The sequence below is a fragment of the Clostridium bornimense genome, from assembly GCF_018917145.1.
GTDB classification, from domain to species: domain Bacteria; phylum Bacillota; class Clostridia; order Clostridiales; family Clostridiaceae; genus Clostridium_AN; species Clostridium_AN bornimense_A.
This window is the reverse complement of sequence record NZ_JAHLOD010000008.1, coordinates 68,198-87,367: the sequence shown is the minus strand read 5'-3', so window position 1 is coordinate 87,367 and position 19,170 is coordinate 68,198. Positions and strand designations below refer to the sequence as shown.

The 19,170-nt window shown below is 28.4% G+C and carries 17 protein-coding genes and 1 pseudogene; 13 read left to right on the top strand and 5 right to left on the bottom strand.

What is annotated here, in order from left to right:
• Window positions 1-49 precede the first annotated feature (49 nt).
• The 3 genes from KQI30_RS04545 to KQI30_RS04535 all read left to right on the top strand — a co-directional run bounded on the left by KQI30_RS04545 (window position 50) and on the right by KQI30_RS04535 (window position 2,366).
• On the top strand, window positions 50-871 hold the full coding sequence (locus KQI30_RS04545; protein WP_216462058.1) for a transporter substrate-binding domain-containing protein: 822 nt from the start codon (window positions 50-52) through the stop codon (window positions 869-871).
• A 108-nt stretch (window positions 872-979) separates the two neighbouring features.
• Window positions 980-1,657, top strand: a complete 678-nt coding sequence (locus tag KQI30_RS04540) for an amino acid ABC transporter permease (protein ID WP_216462057.1) — start codon at window positions 980-982, stop codon at window positions 1,655-1,657.
• Window positions 1,644-2,366 carry an amino acid ABC transporter ATP-binding protein gene (locus KQI30_RS04535; protein WP_216462056.1) on the top strand — a complete coding sequence of 241 codons (723 nt, stop codon included), beginning with the start codon at window positions 1,644-1,646 and terminating at the stop codon, window positions 2,364-2,366. Before KQI30_RS04540 ends, KQI30_RS04535 begins: the two co-directional genes overlap by 14 nt.
• Window positions 2,367-2,440: 74 nt before the next feature.
• On the opposite strand, the gene KQI30_RS04530 is transcribed toward KQI30_RS04535, so the two are convergent.
• Window positions 2,441-3,292 carry a YitT family protein gene (locus tag KQI30_RS04530; protein ID WP_367397832.1) on the bottom strand — a complete coding sequence of 284 codons (852 nt, stop codon included), beginning with the start codon at window positions 3,290-3,292 and terminating at the stop codon, window positions 2,441-2,443.
• Window positions 3,293-3,711: 419 nt separating this feature from the next.
• On the opposite strand from KQI30_RS04530, the gene hslO reads away from it, so the two are divergent.
• The 6 genes from hslO (at window position 3,712) to KQI30_RS04500 (ending at window position 11,022) form a co-directional block, all read left to right on the top strand.
• Window positions 3,712-4,578: an Hsp33 family molecular chaperone HslO gene (hslO, locus tag KQI30_RS04525; protein ID WP_216462054.1), complete on the top strand. Its 867-nt coding sequence runs from the start codon at window positions 3,712-3,714 to the stop codon at window positions 4,576-4,578.
• 23 nt (window positions 4,579-4,601) lie between these two features.
• Window positions 4,602-5,273 (top strand): response regulator transcription factor, encoded by a 672-nt coding sequence (locus KQI30_RS04520; RefSeq protein WP_216462052.1) that lies wholly within the window; start codon window positions 4,602-4,604, stop codon window positions 5,271-5,273.
• Window positions 5,270-6,286: a sensor histidine kinase gene (locus tag KQI30_RS04515; protein WP_216462051.1), complete on the top strand. Its 1,017-nt coding sequence runs from the start codon at window positions 5,270-5,272 to the stop codon at window positions 6,284-6,286. Before KQI30_RS04520 ends, KQI30_RS04515 begins: the two co-directional genes overlap by 4 nt.
• A 103-nt stretch (window positions 6,287-6,389) precedes the next feature.
• Window positions 6,390-7,160 carry an ABC transporter ATP-binding protein gene (locus KQI30_RS04510; protein WP_216462050.1) on the top strand — a complete coding sequence of 257 codons (771 nt, stop codon included), beginning with the start codon at window positions 6,390-6,392 and terminating at the stop codon, window positions 7,158-7,160.
• On the top strand, window positions 7,147-9,135 hold the full coding sequence (locus KQI30_RS04505) for an ABC transporter permease (RefSeq protein WP_216462048.1): 1,989 nt from the start codon (window positions 7,147-7,149) through the stop codon (window positions 9,133-9,135). Before KQI30_RS04510 ends, KQI30_RS04505 begins: the two co-directional genes overlap by 14 nt.
• A 168-nt stretch (window positions 9,136-9,303) precedes the next feature.
• Window positions 9,304-11,022, top strand: coding sequence for a cellulase family glycosylhydrolase (locus KQI30_RS04500; RefSeq protein ID WP_216462046.1), 1,719 nt, complete (start codon window positions 9,304-9,306; stop codon window positions 11,020-11,022).
• Between the two features lie 64 nt (window positions 11,023-11,086).
• On the opposite strand, the gene KQI30_RS04495 is transcribed toward KQI30_RS04500, so the two are convergent.
• A complete protein-coding gene (locus KQI30_RS04495) occupies window positions 11,087-12,484 on the bottom strand; it encodes an aspartate ammonia-lyase (RefSeq protein WP_216462044.1) in 1,398 nt (465 codons plus the stop codon).
• 398 nt (window positions 12,485-12,882) lie between these two features.
• Between KQI30_RS04495 and KQI30_RS04490 the strand changes: the two genes are divergently transcribed.
• Both KQI30_RS04490 and KQI30_RS04485 read left to right on the top strand, forming a co-directional pair.
• Complete coding sequence (locus KQI30_RS04490) at window positions 12,883-13,344, top strand: Lrp/AsnC family transcriptional regulator (protein ID WP_216462042.1); 462 nt, start codon at window positions 12,883-12,885, stop codon at window positions 13,342-13,344.
• A gap of 246 nt (window positions 13,345-13,590) precedes the next feature.
• The gene (locus KQI30_RS04485) at window positions 13,591-14,850 is read left to right on the top strand and encodes an NAD(P)/FAD-dependent oxidoreductase (RefSeq protein WP_216462041.1); all 1,260 of its coding nucleotides are present in this window, start codon (window positions 13,591-13,593) and stop codon (window positions 14,848-14,850) included.
• A gap of 80 nt (window positions 14,851-14,930) precedes the next feature.
• Here the strand turns inward: KQI30_RS04485 and KQI30_RS04480 are convergent, their stop codons facing one another.
• Both KQI30_RS04480 and KQI30_RS04475 read right to left on the bottom strand, forming a co-directional pair.
• Window positions 14,931-15,545 carry a RusA family crossover junction endodeoxyribonuclease gene (locus KQI30_RS04480; protein WP_216462040.1) on the bottom strand — a complete coding sequence of 205 codons (615 nt, stop codon included), beginning with the start codon at window positions 15,543-15,545 and terminating at the stop codon, window positions 14,931-14,933.
• Between the two features lie 132 nt (window positions 15,546-15,677).
• Window positions 15,678-15,853 (bottom strand): annotated as a pseudogene (locus KQI30_RS04475) (YmaF family protein).
• Window positions 15,854-15,988: 135 nt separating this feature from the next.
• On the opposite strand from KQI30_RS04475, the gene tsaD reads away from it, so the two are divergent.
• Window positions 15,989-17,008 carry a tRNA (adenosine(37)-N6)-threonylcarbamoyltransferase complex transferase subunit TsaD gene (gene tsaD, locus KQI30_RS04470; RefSeq protein ID WP_216462039.1) on the top strand — a complete coding sequence of 340 codons (1,020 nt, stop codon included), beginning with the start codon at window positions 15,989-15,991 and terminating at the stop codon, window positions 17,006-17,008.
• Window positions 17,009-17,158: 150 nt separating this feature from the next.
• Window positions 17,159-17,821: a hypothetical protein gene (locus KQI30_RS04465; RefSeq protein WP_216462038.1), complete on the top strand. Its 663-nt coding sequence runs from the start codon at window positions 17,159-17,161 to the stop codon at window positions 17,819-17,821.
• Window positions 17,822-18,016: 195 nt separating this feature from the next.
• On the opposite strand, the gene KQI30_RS04460 is transcribed toward KQI30_RS04465, so the two are convergent.
• Entirely contained in the window at window positions 18,017-19,144 is a 1,128-nt protein-coding gene (locus KQI30_RS04460; RefSeq protein ID WP_216462037.1) for an LCP family protein, read from the bottom strand.
• Window positions 19,145-19,170: the final 26 nt, after the last annotated feature.

Below are 19,170 nucleotides of genomic sequence, written 5' to 3'. Positions count from 1 at the left end.
TGAATAAATATCATAATAATATACATAGATAAGTGGGAGGATGATTAAAATGAAAAAGGGATTAATAAAAAAAATTTTTGCTGCAACGTTAGTGGGGGTTATGGCATTGTCATTTGTAGGTTGTGGAAGTAAAGAAGAAAAAAATGATTTAGAAACTATAAAAGAAAAAGGTAAAGTAGTAGTTGGTATGAGTGCTGATTATGCACCATATGAATTTCACGCTATGATTGATGGAAAAGATAAAGTAGTTGGATTTGATGTGAATTTGGCAAATGAGATTGCTAAAGATATGGGAGTAAAGTTAGAAATTAAAGAGATGGAGTTTGATCCTCTTATTGGAGCACTAAAAGCTGGACAAATCGATATGATTATTTCAGGGATGAATCCAGACGAAAAGAGAAAGAAGCAAATAGATTTTTCAGATATATATTATGAAGCAAAACATGGAGTATTAGTAAAGAAAGAAAACTTAGATAAATTTAAAAAAGTAGATGATTTAAATGGTAAGAAAATAGGAGCTCAACTTGGGTCAACACAACAAGAAATAGCAGAGAAAACTGTAAAGGATGCAGATGTACAATTATTAGCTAATGTAAATAACTTAATTCTTGAATTAAAGACAGATAAGGTGAACGCTCTTATTATAGAAGAACCAGTGGCAAAAATGGCAATGGAAACAAATCCTGAATTAGCTCTTTCAGAAATAACTTTTAAAGATACTTCTGGTGGTAATGCAGTAGGTATGAGAAAAGGACAAGATGATTTAGTAAAGCAAGTAAATATGACAATAAAGAGACTTAAGGATTCTGGTGACTTAGATAAATTTATAATAGATGCTAATAATATAGCAGCAGAAAATCAAAGTAATTAGTTTTTTAAAATTGCCAGCAGAGTAGCAGCGTTTAATAAGATAAGGATATTAATTGTTAAATAGTTGTGAGTTGGCAATTATTTATTGTCTAGATAAGGAGGAGCGAAAGTGTTTGACTTTGGATTTATAGGGGAATATTTCAATACCTTTCTTAATGGTGTAGGTATTACATTAGGTATTTCAATAATTACTGTATTTTTAGGAATATTATTTGGATCATTATTATTTTTTATGAAAGCATCAAAATTTCATATATGGAAAGTGAAGCCTCTTAAGATTATTGCTTCTATATATGTTGAGATCATTAGAGGAACACCGATGTTACTTCAAATAATGATGGTATATTCAGGATCTAAGTTGATCTTTGATTTAGATATATCTGCTTTTACTGCAGCAATAATAGCAATAGGGTTAAATTCTGCTGCATATGTATCTGAGATTGTAAGAGCAGGAATTGAAGCTGTTGATAAGGGGCAAATGGAGGCAGCTAGAAGTTTAGGAATGAAAAAATCTACAGCTATGAGATTAATTATAATACCACAAGCAATAAAAAATATATTACCGGCTCTAGGTAATGAATTAGTTACAGTAATAAAGGATTCATCAATGGCATCTGTAATTGGTGTAGGTGAGCTTATGTTTTCAGCAAAGATTGTACAAGGAGCTACTTATCTTTCATTAGAACCACTTATGGTTGCTGCGGTATTCTATTTTATTTTGACATTCTCATTAGGACGTTTAATGAGTTACTTTGAAAGGAGGATGAGTGTAAGTGATTCACGTTAAAAATTTAAAAAAGAGTTTTGGAAAAGTATCAGTGTTAAAAGGTATAGATGAACATATTGAAAAAGGCGAAGTAGTTGTTGTTATAGGACCATCTGGGTCAGGAAAATCAACATTTTTAAGATGCCTAAATTTACTTGAAGAGCCTACATCAGGAGAGATAATATTTGAAGGTAATAATATTATGGACAAAGGTGTAGATATAAATGAGATTAGAGAAAAGATGGGGATGGTTTTTCAAAACTTTAATCTATTTCCTCATAAATCTGTAATAGAAAATATTACATTAGCTCCAATTAAGATTAAAGGAATTTCGAAAAGTGAAGCAGAAAGAAAAGCAATGGAACTTTTAAAAATGGTAGGATTAGAAGATAAGAGAAATGCTTATCCATCCTCATTATCAGGAGGACAAAAGCAAAGAATAGCTATTGCCAGAGCATTAGCAATGGAGCCAGATGTAATGCTTTTTGATGAACCTACTTCTGCATTAGACCCAGAAATGGTAGGAGAGGTATTATCAGTAATGAAAAAACTTGCAAAAGAAGGGATGACTATGGTAGTAGTTACTCACGAAATGGGATTTGCAAGAGAAGTTGGAGATAGAATTTTATTTATAGATGGAGGAAAAGTTTTAGAAGAAGGAAAACCAAGTGAGATTTTTGAAAACCCTAAGAACTCTAGAACTAAAGATTTTCTGTCAAAGGTATTGTAATAAGTAGATTATTATATAATAATTAAAAGGAACTATTGCATGAAAAGTTGCGATAGTTCCTTTTATTATCAAGTTTAGTTCTTTACAGGTGTACCTATAACTTCTGATACATCAGAAATAGTAACAAATGCAGAACGATCATCTTCTTGAACTATTTTCTTTAAGGCATAAACTTCTAATCTTGTTATAACGGAATAGAGGATAACTTTTTCCCCAGATATAAGACCTTTACCTTCCATTATAGTAACTGTTCGACCTAATTTATTAAAAATATCTTCAGATATTTCTTTTCCTTGGTTTGTAATAATCATTGCTGACTTAGCTTGTTCAAAACCTTCAACTACCATATCTATAATTTTAAAAGCAATAAAATAGGTTAATAGGGAATATAATGCTCTATCCCATCCGAAAAGAAAACCAGAAGTGCCAAAGATAAGTAAATTGCAGATTAACACTATTTGTCCAACTGATAAAGAAGTATGTTTACTTATTAATATAGCAATAGTTTCTGTACCATCTAAACATCCACCATATCTTATTACTATTCCAGCGCCAGCTCCTAATAATATACCACCAAAGATTGTACATAATAGCATATCATTTGTTACTTCAGGAACACTATGAAGTACTGAAAGTAAAAGCGAAAAGCAAATCATAGCATAAGATGTTTTTATTACGAATATTTTGCCTATATGCTTTAATCCTATAAATATAAACGGCAAATTTAATAAGAAAACAAAAAGTCCTAAAGGAAGTTTTGTAAGGTTACTGACCATGATAGAAATACCAGTTATACCACCATCGATAATCAAATTAGGTACGAGGAAAGTCTCTAGTGAAACTGCTGCTAGAATACAACCTAATGTTATCATAATAAAATGAAAGATAGAAATAAAAAAGTTGTTTGATTTGATTAATTGTTTCAAAATAATCCCCCCCTATAAAATTTAAAAAATGAATTAAATGAAAATAAATTAGTCAATTTATTCATAATTGTGATAATAATATAATATCATTTTTCAAAAGAAACATCTATATTTTACATGGTATATATTGCATGATATTTGTAAACTTTTCTTTAAGAAAGCTATGTGTATCAATGGATGTAGTGATAATGTAAGTATAAAGGAGTGACTTTAACCTTATTTTATGTAAAAATATATTATTATATTACAAAGAACTATATAGAAAAAATAATGCAAGAGACTATATACAAAAAATTCATTGTTCGAACTATATATAAATTTATAAGAGAAAATAGTAATATGGTATAATTTCTTTATAACTAAGGTTAAATTATAAATAAAAAGATATCAGTATTTCTAAGTAAGACGGAGGAGTAAATATGAAAGATTACATTATAAGAGGAACAGCAGCAAACAATCAAATAAGAGCCTTTGCTTCTACTACAAGAAACTTAGTGGAAGAGGCTAAAAATATACACAATACAAGCCCTATTGCAACAGCAGCATTAGGGAGACTTATGACAGCAGCAGGGATGATGGGAATAATGATGAAGGGAACAAAAGATTTATTAACATTACAAATAAAGTGTGATGGACCAATAAAAGGACTTACTGTAACAACAGATCCCGATGCTAATGTTAAAGGATATGTAGTAAATCCAGAAGTTATGTTACCACCTAGTGATAAAGGAAAATTGGATGTAGGTAAAGCTTTAGGGTTAGGCGTTTTAAGTGTTATAAGAGATATGGGACTTAGAGAACCTTATATAGGGCAAACACATTTAGTTTCTGGGGAGATAGCAGAAGACTTAACATATTATTTTGTTACATCAGATCAAGTACCATCTTCAGTGGCATTAGGAGTTTTAATGAATAAAGATAATACGGTGAAGCATGCTGGAGGTTTCATTATACAGTTGATGCCCAATACTGACGAAGAAGTTATTGATAAATTGCAAGAAAAGCTAAATTCTATTAGTTCAATAACTAGTCTTTTAGATGAAGGAATGACACCGGAAGATATTTTAGAAGAAATTTTAGGTGATTTTGGATTAGAGATAATGGAAAAAACAGAAACAAAATATAGTTGTAACTGTAGTATTGAAAGAGTTTCAAAAGCAGTGGCAAGTATAGGAAGAAAAGATTTAGAAGAGATTATTGAGGAAGGAAAACCTATAGAGGTAAATTGTCATTTCTGCGGTAAGAATTATATTTTAGGAATCGATGAATTAGGTAAGATGCTATAAGTAGGATATTGCGTGGTGGGGAAATGAAGTATAAAGTTTTTATAATAGAAGATGAAGAAAAAATTAGGAAGGAACTTGCTACTTTTTTAAGTAGATATGGTTATGAAGCGGTCTATTCAACTGATTTTGAAAATATAGTAGATGAAGCATTGAAAAGTGAACCTAATGTTATTTTATTGGATGTTAATTTACCTTTTTATGATGGATATTATGTATGTAGAGAAATAAGAAAAAGATCTAATATACCTATTATAGTGGTAACTAGCAGAGATAGTGATGCTGATGAACTTATTAGTATGAATCTAGGTGCAGATGATTTTATAACAAAGCCATATAATACTGAAATTTTATTAGCAAGAATAGCATCGATTATAAGAAGGGTGTATGTAAGTAGTGAAGTAGATTTATTTACTTACAAAGATTTGAAATATAATCTTTCAACTAGTGAAATGAGTTGTAGCGAAGGTAAAGTAGAACTAACTAAAAATGAAAGCAGGATATTATATACCCTTATTAAAAATAAAGAAAAGATAGTATCAAGAGAAGATATTATTAAGGCTTTATGGCAGGATGATGAGTTTATAGATGATAATACTTTAACAGTTAATGTTAATAGGCTTAGAAAGAAGCTTGAAGAGATTGGTGCAAAAGGGTATCTGCAAACAAAGAGGGGGCAAGGATATATATTAAAATGAATATAGTGGAATATATCAAAGAAAAGATAATTTTTATTTTAATAAATATAATAATTATGATTTTTACATCAACTTTATTAGGAGCTATGGCAGTAAATACTTATGCCATAGTTTTTACTAATACTCTAAATTTTATTGGTATAAGTATTTATTATATTTATGATTATTATAGTAAAAATAAATACTATAATGGAGTATTAGATAAATTAGAAAATTTACAGGAGAAATATATTCTACCGGATGTAAGTGAAAGCGGAGACTTTTTAGAAAGTAAGATTTTTTATGAAGTCATAGGGAAAATGGGCAAGAGCATGAAAGATAAAGTTTCTGAAATTAGAAGAGAAAGCTGTGAGTACAGAGAATATATTGAACTTTGGGTTCATGAAATTAAGACACCAATAGCTAGCTGCAAGCTTATTGTTGAGAACAATAAAAGTGAGACAATGAACAGTATTGAGGAAGAGTTAGAAAAAGTAGAAGATTACATAGAACAATCTTTATTTTATGCTAGAAGTAACAATATAGAAAAGGATTATTTAATAAAAGAAGTAGATCTAAGAAAATCTATTAATTCAGTTATAAGAAGAAATGCTAATATTTTAATTGAAAATAATATAAAAATAGATATTAAAGATTGTGACAAGGTTGTTTATTCAGATACAAAGTGGATAGAATTTATATTCCACCAAATAATAAGTAACTCCATAAAGTACATGGATAAGAAAGAGAAGATAATAAAAATTTATACTAAAGAAAAAGATCATAATGTAATATTGTACATTGAAGACAATGGCATGGGAATTAATGAAAAATCACTTGGTAAGGTTTTTGAAAAAGGATATACAGGGGAAAATGGGCGAATTGGAAAAAAATCCACAGGGATTGGACTATTTTTATGTAAGAAACTTAGTAAAAAGCTAGGTCTATCTATACAAATTAATTCTATAGAAAAAGAAGGAACTACAGTATCGATATTATTTCCTATAAATAGAATGATGATTTTTGAAAGTTAAGATTTTTAATATTACAAAAATGTAAGGTTAGTGTTATATAGTTCTATGGTTTAAAAAATGAAATAATAGTAATCTTTACTTGTAGAGAAAAGGAGTGAAGATTGTGAATAATGAAATTTTAAAAGTTAAAAATATAGAGAAGTATTATGGAAGCAAAGGTAGTATTACAAAGGCTATAAATAATATTAGTTTTACTGTTGGAGAAGGTGAATTTGTTGGTATAATGGGACCTTCTGGTAGTGGTAAAACAACATTATTAAATTGCATTTCTACTATTGATAAAGTTAGTAGTGGAAATATTATTATTGGTAATGAAGATATAACAAAATTTAATGGAAAGAGATTATCTAGATTTAGAAGAGAAGAATTAGGGTTTATTTTTCAAGATTTTAATTTATTAGATACATTAACTTGTTATGAAAACATAGCACTAGCTCTTACAATTTTAAAAGTTAATCATAAAGATATTGATGGTAAAGTTAAAGATATAGCGAAAGCATTAAATATTGAGCAAATATTAAATAAATATCCCTATGAAATATCAGGTGGGCAAAAGCAAAGAGTTGCTTGTGCTAGAGCAATTGTTACAAATCCATCATTAATATTAGCAGATGAACCTACTGGGGCTTTAGATTCAAAATCATCAAAAATGCTACTTGAAAGTTTAGAAGTTCTTAATAAAGAAAGAAAAGCTACAATTATGATGGTAACACATGATGCATTTACAGCTAGTTATGCTAGTAGAATTTTATTTATAAAAGATGGCGTAATCTTTAATGAGATAGTAAGAGGAAATGATTCAAGAAAAGAATTTTTCGATAAAATAATAGAAGTTGTAACTCTCCTTGGAGGTGATCAACGTGACTTATTTTAAATTAGCTTTTAAAAATTTAAAGAAAAGTTTTAAAGAATATACAATTTATTTTCTAACATTGTTATTTGGTGTATGTATATTTTATACTTTTAATTCTATTGAAGCTCAAAAAGTTATGATGGACATTAGTGATTACCAAGCAGAAGCATTTACTATGGTCGGAAAGGTTTTGTCAGTAGCATCAGTATTTATTGCTGCAGTGTTAGGATTTTTAATAGTATATGCCAACAATTATCTTATAAAAAGAAGAAAAAAGGAACTTGGAGTTTACATGGTACTAGGGATGGAGAAAGGCAGTATTGGAAGAATACTTTTTCTAGAGACGGTATTAATAGGACTAGTTTCTTTAGTGGTAGGAACAGTATTAGGAGTTTTCTTATCACAAGGATTATCTATATTTACAGCAAAGTTATTTCAAGTTAATCTTACTAAATTCCAATTTGTTTTTTCAGCAGATGCGTTAAGAAAGACTATTCTTTATTTTACTATTATATATTTTATTGTGTTGATTTTTAATTCCTTAACCCTTAGAAAAGTTAAGTTGATTGATCTATTTTTAGCTGCAAAGAAAAATGAAAAGTTAAAAACTAAAAATATAATGGTTTCAGTAATAGTATTTATAATAAGTATTATAATGATTGGGTTGGCTTATCATAGAATACTTAAAGATGGAATAGCAGTATTAGATGGAAACATTAAAGCAACATTAGCTTTAGGGGTTATAGGTACATTTTTATTTTTCTTTTCATTATCAGGATTCTTATTAAGAGTTGTTCAAAGTAATAAAAGAATATATTTGAAGAACTTAAATATGTTTGTATTACGTCAAATTAATAGTAAAATCAATACAACTTTTATTTCTATGTCTATAATATGCCTTATGCTTTTTGTAGCAATTTGTACACTTTCAGGTGGATTAGGAATAAATAAATCTATTAATTCAGATATGGGAGATTTAACAAAGGTAGATGCTACAATCTACAGTTATTATGGTCTTGATATAGGAACAGTATTAAAGGAACAAGGTGTTAATATTGAAGACTTCACTGATGATTATGTAGATTATCAACTTTATAATAGTACAATAGGATTAAAAGACTATTTAGGTAAAGAAGAAAGTGAAAAGGCTAAGAACTTATATCCAGTATCAAGTAATAGACCTATGATGGTTATTGGTGTATCTGATTTTAATAAGATATTAACTATGTTAGGTAAGGGTAAAATAGAATTAAATAATAATGAGTATGCTATTTATTCCGACATTCCAGATACTAAAGAAGGGTTAAAAAAGTCATTAAAAGCTAAGAAGGAAATAACAATTGATAATAAAAAGCTTGTTCCAAGCAATATCGCTTTGATGGATGTAACAATAAATAATGAAGTTGTAAAGAATAACACTGGTATTTTTGTAGTTTCTGATTCATTAGTTGGTAATCTAGAAAAGGGAAATGAATTTTTAGTATTAAACTATAAAGGCAAAAAGGAAGAAACTGAAAAGAAATTTGCAGAAACAATGGATAATACTATAGACAATTTGTCAGAGATTTATGCTATAACTAAAGAAAAATTATTAGTTAGCAACATAGGTGCTGGAGCAATGGTGTCTTTTCTAGCAATATATATTGGAGTAATATTTTTATTAACAACAGCAGCAATTCTTGCTATACAACAATTATCTGAAAGTGCAGAAAATATAAGTAAATATAACTTGCTTAGAAAAATTGGTGTTGATAATAATATGATAAATAAGTCATTGTTAGCACAGATAGCAATTTATTTTATGGTACCACTCTCTTTAGCTATAATTCATTCTATTGTTGGACTAAAAGTGTCATCAGATATAGTAAATGTTTTTGGTAGTGGAAATATTATGATTCACATTATTATTTCTATAGTAATTTTAGTTATTGTTTATGGTGGATACTTCCTTGCGACATATTTAGGAGCTAAAAAAATGATAAAAGAAAATAGATAAAAATTTAAGTATATTTAAAAAGGAGCAATAAAAATCAATGCGTTTTATTGCTCCTTTTATTTTTGAATACTTTATGTTACAAAATGTGAAAAAAGATTGAAAAGTGTCATTATTTATAATAAAATGAATAAAAAAGAAACGGTATATACTTAAAGAAAGGAAGACACTATGAAAGTTTTAACTAAATTAAAAAGGAAACTTTTTGTTGTTGCAATAGTATTAGCGCAAATAGCGACTATGGTAACATCAATGAATGTATATGCATCAAGTTCAAAAAGTGGATTTAAAGTAGAAGGAACGAAACTTTATGATGCAAATGGTAAAGAATTTGTTATGAGAGGGATAAATCATGCACATGCATGGTATAAAGGTAATGAAGAGACAGCTATAACAGCAATTGCAAAGACTGGAGCTAATACGGTAAGAATAGCTTTAGGGGATGGCGATAAATGGGGATATGATGATATAAATACCATAAAGAATATTATTTCTCTTTGTGAAAAAAATAAGATGATAGCAGTATTAGAAGTACATGATGCAACTGGAGAAGATGATATTTCAAAATTAAATAATGCAGTAGATTATTGGGTGAAAATGAAAGATGCATTAATAGGAAAAGAAGATAAAGTTATATTAAATATTGCAAATGAATGGTTTGGAACTTGGGACGGAAAGAAATGGGCTGAAGGGTATAAGCAAGCTATTCCAAAGTTAAGAAAGGCTGGAATAAAAAACACTATAATGGTTGATTGTGCAGGTTGGGGACAATACCCTAAATCTATACATGATTATGGTAAGGAAGTATTTAATGCTGATCCAGAAAAGAATACAATGTTTTCAATACATATGTATGAATATGCTGGAGGAGATGCAAATACTATAAAAAATAATATAGATAATACATTAAATCAAGGACTAGCGCTTACTATTGGTGAATTTGGAATAAAGCATACAAATGGTGACGTAGATGAAAAAACAATTATGAGTTATTGCAAGGAGAAATCAGTAGGATATATTGGATGGTCTTGGTATGGCAATGGAAGTGAATGGAAGTATCTTGATATTGCAAATGATTGGTCAGGAAATTCTTTTAGTGAATGGGGTAATGTATTATTAAATTATAAGGATGGAATTAAGAATACATCTAAAATTTGTTCTGTATATTTAAAAAACGATGATACAAAAAATGATGATACAAGCAATAAATCAGAAAATCAAGCTATAGCAACAGTTTATGAGAATGTAAAATACAAAGGGAAAAAGGTAAATCTTAAAACTGGGACTTATATACTAAGTGATATGAAGAAATTGGGTATAAAAGACAATTGGATATCATCAGTAAAAGTTAAGTCAGGATATAAAATAACATTATATGAAAATGATAATTTTCAAGGAAAAAGACTAGTTAAAAAATCTAATAATAGTGATTTAAATAAACATAATTTTGATAATATAACTTCATCAATAAAAGTTGAAAAACTTTCAGAGGGAAATAATAGTAGTAATACTGGAAGTACTAAAATAACAGTGGAAGCAGAACAAGGAGAATTACATGGAGTATCTTCAAATACTAAAGTAAGTGGATATAGCGGAAGTGGTTATGTTGATAATATGGATAGTAATGGAGACTATGTACAAGTAACAATGAATGTTCCAAAGGCAGGAAAATATAACTTAGATATAAGATATGCATCTCCATATGATAAGAAAATTGAAACTTTATATATAAATGGAAGTAAAATGAAAGAAGTTGAATTCCCTATGACAAGTAGTTTTAAAAGTGTTTCTATTGGAACAGTAGATTTGAAAGCGGGAAAGAATACTATAAAAATTCAAAAGAATTGGGGATGGACATTAATAGATAATTTTACAGTGACATCAAAATAGAAATTAAGAAAGTGCTTGAAAGACATAGGTATTATGTAGCAAGCACTTTCTTAGTGTAAAGAAATTATATTGTGATAGCTTTTGCGTTAGTCATAGATAGAGGGTTTAATATCGTATCAAGTTTATCTTTACTAATTAAACCTTCATTTAAAACTAAATTTTTTATAGATATTCCTGTAGATAATGATTTTTTAGCTATCTCAGCTGATTTTTTGTATCCTATATAAGGGCAAAGTGCTGTAGCAATACCAACACTAGATTCTAAGAGTTCTATGCAGTGATTAGCATTAGCTGTTATACCAACAATACAATTATCAACAAAAGTTGAAACAGCATGACTTAGTGTTTCTATTGACTCAAATAGATTATAGAATAATACTGGTTCGAAGGCATTTAATTCTAATTGACCAGCTTCTGCCGCCATATTAATAGTAAAATCATTACCAATAATATTAAAAGATACTTGGGAAACTACTTCTGGGATTACAGGATTGATTTTCCCAGGCATTATAGAGGATCCATTTTGCATAGCAGGAAGGTTGATTTCGCCTAATCCTGTTTTAGGACCACTAGAGAGAAGTCTAAGATCATTTGCTATTTTTGAAAGGTTAATGGCACAAGTTTTAATTGTACCGGATACAGATACAAGCCCATCTAAGTTTTGAGTTGCATCAATAAGATCTGAGGCACTATAAATGTTCTCACCAGTAATATGTTTTAAATTTTTTATAATATTGCTTATGTAATTAGTATTAGCATTAATTGATGTACCAATAGCAGTACCACCTATATTTACAGAAGATACTTCTGACTTTGATTTATTTAGTCTATTTATATCTCTACCTATTACAGAGGCAAAGGCATGAAATGATTGACCAAGTCTTATTGGCACAGCATCTTGTAATTGAGTTCTGCCCATTTTAATAATATCATCAAATTCTGAAGATTTTATCATTAATGCATTATAAAGTCTTTCTAATTCTTTTATTGCAGTAGGGAGCAATTTAAGAATTGTTAGTTTTCCTGCTGTTGGAAATACATCATTAGTAGATTGACACATGTTAACATCATCATTGGGATGAACTAATGAATAGTCACCTTTTTTACCACCAAGAACTTCTATTGCTCTATTAGCTATAACTTCATTAGCATTCATATTAGCTGAAGTCCCAGCACCACCTTGAATAGCATCTACTATAAATTGATCATGTAAGTTGCCGTTTATAATTTCATCGCAGGCAGTTATAATTGCGTCAGCAATGTTTGAGTCAAGTAAGCCGATTTCTTTGTTTGTTATTGCAGCAGCTTTTTTTATTTCTGCTAGACTAACAATAAGGAGAGGATGAATTTTTTTGCCTGTTATATTAAAATTTTTATTTCCGCGTAAGGTTTGTATACCATAATAAGCATCAATAGGTACGTTCATAGATCCTATTGAATCATATTCTATTCTTGTATTCATATTAGACACCTCATTTTTTAATATTACATATATGGAGAATACTCTTAAAAATATTTAATGTAAATATATTCTAAGTTATTCAAAATAAATATTTAAATTTTATTAATGTTACTTAATAAAAATAGACAATAAGGATTTCAACTTAATTATTTTAAGAATAAAAAATAAAGTAATATCAATATAATAGATGGATATAAAAAAGAACTTTTAATGGAATATAGAAAAATCTTAATAAAAATAAAATATTTTACTAGAATATATTGTATTTTTAGGTGAAAAACTTTATTATATAAATAGAACATATAGTATATAATGCAATGAGGCATATTGAAGGGTATAATTCTTATCAATATGCCTTTTTGTATAGTAAATATAAATATGTTGATGGAGGAATATGGATGGACAAAATAGATTTAAAATTAATCAAATTATTACAAGAAAATGCTAGATATCCTGTAAAACATCTTGCAGAAGAAGTTTTTTTATCACCACCAGCAGTGTCTGCCAGAATTGAAAAGTTAGAAAAGCTAGGTGTGATTAATGGTTATACAGTTAATGTTAATAAGTTGAAGTTAGGATATAATATAACTGCATTTATAAATTTAGAAGTAGATCCAAAGGATAAGGCAGAATTTTATCCTTTTATAGCTAAATGCAAAAATGTAATAGAGTGTAATTGCGTAACTGGAAAATATTCTATGTTACTTAAAGTTGCATATAATACTACTATGGAGTTAGATTTGTTTATTGGACAACTTCAAAGATTCGGTAATACGGAAACGCAAATTGTTTTCTCTACAGCAGTAGAACCGAGGGGAGTAGATGTTGATTCTTATTTCAATAAAGATGTTTTGAAATAAAAATATTGGGGTTGAAGCATAATATTAAGTAATTTTAGTATGCTTCAACCCCTTATGTAATTAAAGGGTTAAGTATTGGGTAAGATTTAATTCCTATAGGAAATTATAGGATAAAGGGGTACATGATATTTTTAGGGGACATTAGTAGTATTTGTTTTAATTCTACTTTTATTCATTATATAGAATAGTGATTATAAAAAAGGTATAATTAGTAGGGGAATAAAAAGATAGTGGAGGTTAAAAAATATGGTCCATTATGATGCAGTAATTATAGGTGGCGGTGGCGCTGGACTTATAAGTGCTATAACAGCAAAAAAAGAGGGAGCAAAAAAAGTTTTAGTAATAGAAAGAAGAGAAGAATTAGGTGGAATGCTTAATTTTAATATAAATAATGCTTTTGGGAAAGGTTATTATGAAGAAATGATAACAGGTCCAGAATTTATTCAAAGATTAATAGATGAAATAAAAGAACTTCAAATAGAAATAAAGTTAAATACTATGGTATTAGATATAACAAAAGAAAAAATAATTAAAGTAGTTAGTGAAGATGGAGTATACAACATATCTTGTGGAACAATAATTTTAGCTACAGGATATAGAGAAAGACCAAGAGGTATAACTAATATACCTGGAAATAAGCATGCAGGAGTGTATACTGCAGGAGCAGCGCAAAGGTTTATAAGTAGAGAAGGATATATACCAGGTAAAGAGGTTGTTATATTCGGCAGCAGTGATAGTGGTCTTGTTATAGCAAAACAACTTACTATTGAGGGTGCTAAAATAAAAATGATATTGGAGGTAACACCGAATATAAAAGGAACTTTAGAGAACTATGAAAGGTGTGTAGAGAATTTCCATATACCTGTTTTATTTAGTCATACAATTTTAAAAGTAGAAGGAAATGAGAGGTTAACGGCATTAACAATATCAGAGGTAGATGAAGATAAGACACCGATAAAAGGTACAGAAAAATATATACCTTGTGATACTCTAATTATAGCTGCTTCCAATGAGCCGGAAAGTATATTGTTAGAAAAGATAGGTGGAGAAATAAATAACAATACATTAGGTGTAAATGTCAATGAGAGTTATGAAACTAATATTGATGGAATCTTTGCTATAGGTAATGTATTATACCCGCATGATTATAGTGAAGACATAACAGAAGAAGCAATCATGGCAGGTAAAAATGCAGTAAAATATCTTAATGGAAAGAAATTTGCTTTTGATGATATAGATGTTGTTGCTGGAGAAAATATTATATTTGTATCACCAAGTCATATAAATTTAAAAAATGCACAAGAGAAAATAACTTTTAGTTTTAGACCTTTTACATATTGTGAAGAAGGAAATATTGTTATGTACATAGATGGAGAAGAAAAGATTAAAGTGCCATTTGAAATGTTGTATTCTGGTGAAACTATGAAATTGAAATTAAAAAAATCTATGTTAAGTTATGATATGAAAGAAATAAAATTTGATATATTGAAAACAATAGTTGATTAGTACACAGTTTTTATGATTAAAAAAAATAATGGTATCGCTAACAAATTTATATTTGTTAATGCGATACCTTTTTCATATGCTTAAAATGATTTTTTTAGGCAACTTGTACAAATGAATTCTGTACCTCTATTTATTGAAACACCGTCACCTTTTTTCAGTGGTTTATTACATATAGAGCAAGTATTTTTATTTGTAGATGTTATTTCTTTTGGTTTAATTGTTACAGATTTTTTATTTGGTGGTGGCGAATATTTTTTACTAGCTAGTGGAGTATCTCTCTTTATAATAGAAAAATCTAGAGAGTATTGGCTTTCAGAGAAAAGTTCCAATTCAAATCTTGGATTTTCTTTATCATAAAACTCATTTATAACTAGAGTTTTTACTTGAGAATCATTTATTATAAGACCACTTTTTTCAATACCATCAAAAATAGATTTCGGAATATTATTTGTATCAGGATGCCTAAGTTCACTTTTATAGTAAACATTAAGTATAGCAATAAGACCATCTTCTAAAATTACATCTGGATTTTGAGCTCTAGCTTCAAAAGCTATGGTTTCTTCATATATTGCATATCTATCGTGATATTTTCCTGATGATACTGGTAATATAGATCTCCCATTAGAATTTACTAATTTAAAGTTTGATTTTGATATGGGAGACCCTTTAACTACTACTTTTGCATAACTGTCCATTTATAATCTCCTAATTTTTTTTTATAGAAGTTATTATATCATAAATGTTAAATATGTAGTAAAGTGTTACATTAATAATGTGGGCTGTGGCTCACGAGATTTAATCTACGATGCTACACAGCCTCTTAAAGTCTATACTAAAGGACTTGATATTAAAGTAGCAACTTCAAAACAGTGAGAGTGACCGTCATTGCAAGAAGTTGAAGCTTCAACAAAATGAACATGCCACCATTTTCAGCTAACTTAGTACTTCCTAAGAATTCATGATTATGGTTTCTTTCTATATTGCATCTATTTTCGTTATTCATAAATATATACTTCTTTGTTTTTTAGTAATTACGTTATACAATAAATTATGATAGAACTAATAAAAAGGTGAATGATTTGAATCAGATAAATTATAAGGGTATAATGTATAATGATTAGAAAAGTGGAGGTATAGCATGAAGATTTTATCAATAGAAAGTAGTTGTGATGAAACTTCAGCAGCAGTAGTTGAAGATGGAAGAAATGTATTATCAAATATAATATCATCACAAATAGATATACATACTAAGTTTGGAGGAGTAGTTCCAGAGGTAGCCTCTAGAAAGCATATAGAAAATATATCTATAGTAGTGAAAGAGGCTTTAAAAGAAAGTGGATGTACATTTGAAGATATAGATGCCATTGCTGTAACTTATGGACCAGGATTAGTAGGAGCATTATTAGTTGGATTACAATATGCAAAAGGACTTGCTTATTCATTAGATAAACCATTAATTGCAGTAAATCATACTGAGGGTCATATATCAGCAAATTACATAGAACATAAAGAGTTAGAACCACCGTTTGTAACATTAGTTGTTTCTGGAGGAAATACTTTTATAGCTTATGTAAAGGATTATGGAGAATATGAAATTTTAGGTCAAACAAGAGATGATGCAGCTGGAGAAGCTTTTGATAAGGTTGCAAGATCTATTGGACTAGGATATCCAGGAGGACCTAAGGTAGATAAAGTTTCAAAAGAAGGAAATGAAGATTTTATAAAATTCCCTAAAGCAAATTTTCATGATGATAAGGTGCTAGATTTCTCTTTTAGTGGAGTAAAATCAGCAGTATTAAATTATATAAACAATTCAAAAATGAAAGGGGAATCTTATAAAGTAGAAGATGTTGCAGCTTCTTTCCAAAAGTCTGTTGTAGAAGTTCTTGTTGATAACGGGATAAAAGCTTGTAAAAATAAGAAAAATTACACTATAGCAGTAGCTGGTGGTGTAGGATGTAATACAAAGCTTAGAACAGCATTAAAAGAGCAAGGTGAAAAAGCAGGGATTAAAGTATTATTTCCATCACCAGTATTATGCACAGATAATGCTGCTATGATAGGTGCTGCTGCTTATTATCAATATATGAAAGTAGGTGCGACACCACTAGAAGTTAATGCAACACCAAATTTAAAATTAGGTGAAAGAAGATATTAGATTTTATCAAATAAATATATTAAATAATAAAATTCTACATTATCTAGTATAAGAAGAAGTATAAATACAAAATTTAGTCGGAAAAAGCATAAAGGAAATATTTTACAAATATTTCCTTTATGCTTATAATTATTTATAGGGGTGATAAACATGGAAGAATCAATATTAAGTCCTCAGTGGAGAAAAAATAATATAGCAATCTTTGCAAAAAAACTTAATGAAAAATTAAAAACATCTTATATAGTTTCTGGAATTACTATAATAATAGCATTAATTGCAATGTACATAGTAGTAGATAGATTTTTTCAATCTTCTACAATAATATTATCAATGATATCAGTAGTAATTGGCATTTTTGCAGGAACAATTATTACTATAAAGATTATATACTGGTATTTTAATGAATTTTGTTTAAAAGAAAATAAAGATATGGGAAAAGATTATTCTAAGATGGTAATTGCAGATATAGAAAGAACAAAGAAAGTTTTTCAAAATAAAAATTGGCAGTTAAAGAGAGTACCTGATATAACATTTATAGAACATTGGACATTAGTACTTTCAAATCTATCTGGATTTTTAACAATGGAAGAAATAAAGGAATATGTAGAATATTATTCATCAGTAGAGAGTATTATAGAATTACAAGAGGACATAAATAGGCATATAAAATTTATGAAAAAAGTGCCATTATCAGAATATAAGCATATGAAAGAATATAAGGAAATGTATAATCTATTTAATATGGAAATTAATAAACTATTTAATGTTAATACAGAAAAACTAACATTAAAATTAATGAATATGGCTGCATAGAATTAGTGAATAGAGCACAAGTAAGGGGAAATTCAGTTCACAGTGCACTGATATATACTTGTGCCTTCTGCCATATAACCTGTGCTCTGTCTCGTATCATAATTAAAGGAGGTATCGCTAACAACTTTTCATGTGTTAATGCGACACCTCCATTATAATCTTAAACGGTGTATAAATATATACTTGTGCTTCTAACTAATTTAAAATAAGTTTATTTCGTTGAACACTGTTATCAGGCACTGTTACAGTGGAAAAATCTTGTCCAGGATAAATGAAGTTTAGAACTTCTTCTGTAGTTGCTTGAAGATTAGGAAAAACTACAGATGCTTTATCGCTACCAATATATATATCACCTAAAGTAATATTATCATCAGAAGGAATTCTTAAGTTTTGAATTTGTAGATCTTTCATTTGATATACAGTATTACCCATAGTAATAATATTTGCTAAAGTCATATCGCTATCAATAGAATTATATATTGATGATAGAAATTTAGGATATTCTAAAGCAGTCATATTTTTAACTTTATCAAGAGAAGCACTCATAACTCTTTTTTGTCTTTCTACTCTTTCAAAATCAGAATTTCCAACATATCTTATTCTAGAGTAAGATAAAGCTTGTTGACCATTTAATGATTGCATTCCAGAGATTGACAACAATGTGGAATCAGTACCATTTACTTCTTTTATATACTTATTAATTTCGTTTATCTCAGTATCTTTAACATCAACATTTACACCACCAATAGAATCTATAACATTTTGAAAGTTAAGAAAATCAATAGTGATATAATTATCAAGAGTGATATTGAAGTTATATTTTATAGTTCTTGATAGTAATTCTACACCACCTATGGCAAAGGCAGCATTAATTTTATTATATCCATGTTCAGGAATTTCAACATATGTATCTCTTAATATAGAAGTTAATTTAACATTACTATTTTCAGGATCAACGGTAGCAATCATTATAGAATCCGTTCTACCAGTATCTTCTCCTTCTCGTTTATCCACACCTATCAATAAAATGTTTTTAGTTTTTGTTTCTACATCTAAATGTTTATTTGAATCATTAATTTCTTTTTCTTCATCAGTAATTTTATTAGTATAAACTACAGAATTGCTTTTTTTGAACAAGTTACTAAAAAGTAAATATACACTTAATGATGATACTAATATAAGTAGTAAAAATGCTGATAAGAGTATTTTTTTAGTTTTACTAAGTTTAGAAAAGAAATTCCTCTTTTCTTTTTTTCTACGCTTTCTCTTTATATGTAAAGATTCTTTGTCATTATCAATATTAGAATTTGAGCTTTTTTTCAAAACGTCACCTCCATATATAATTGAGT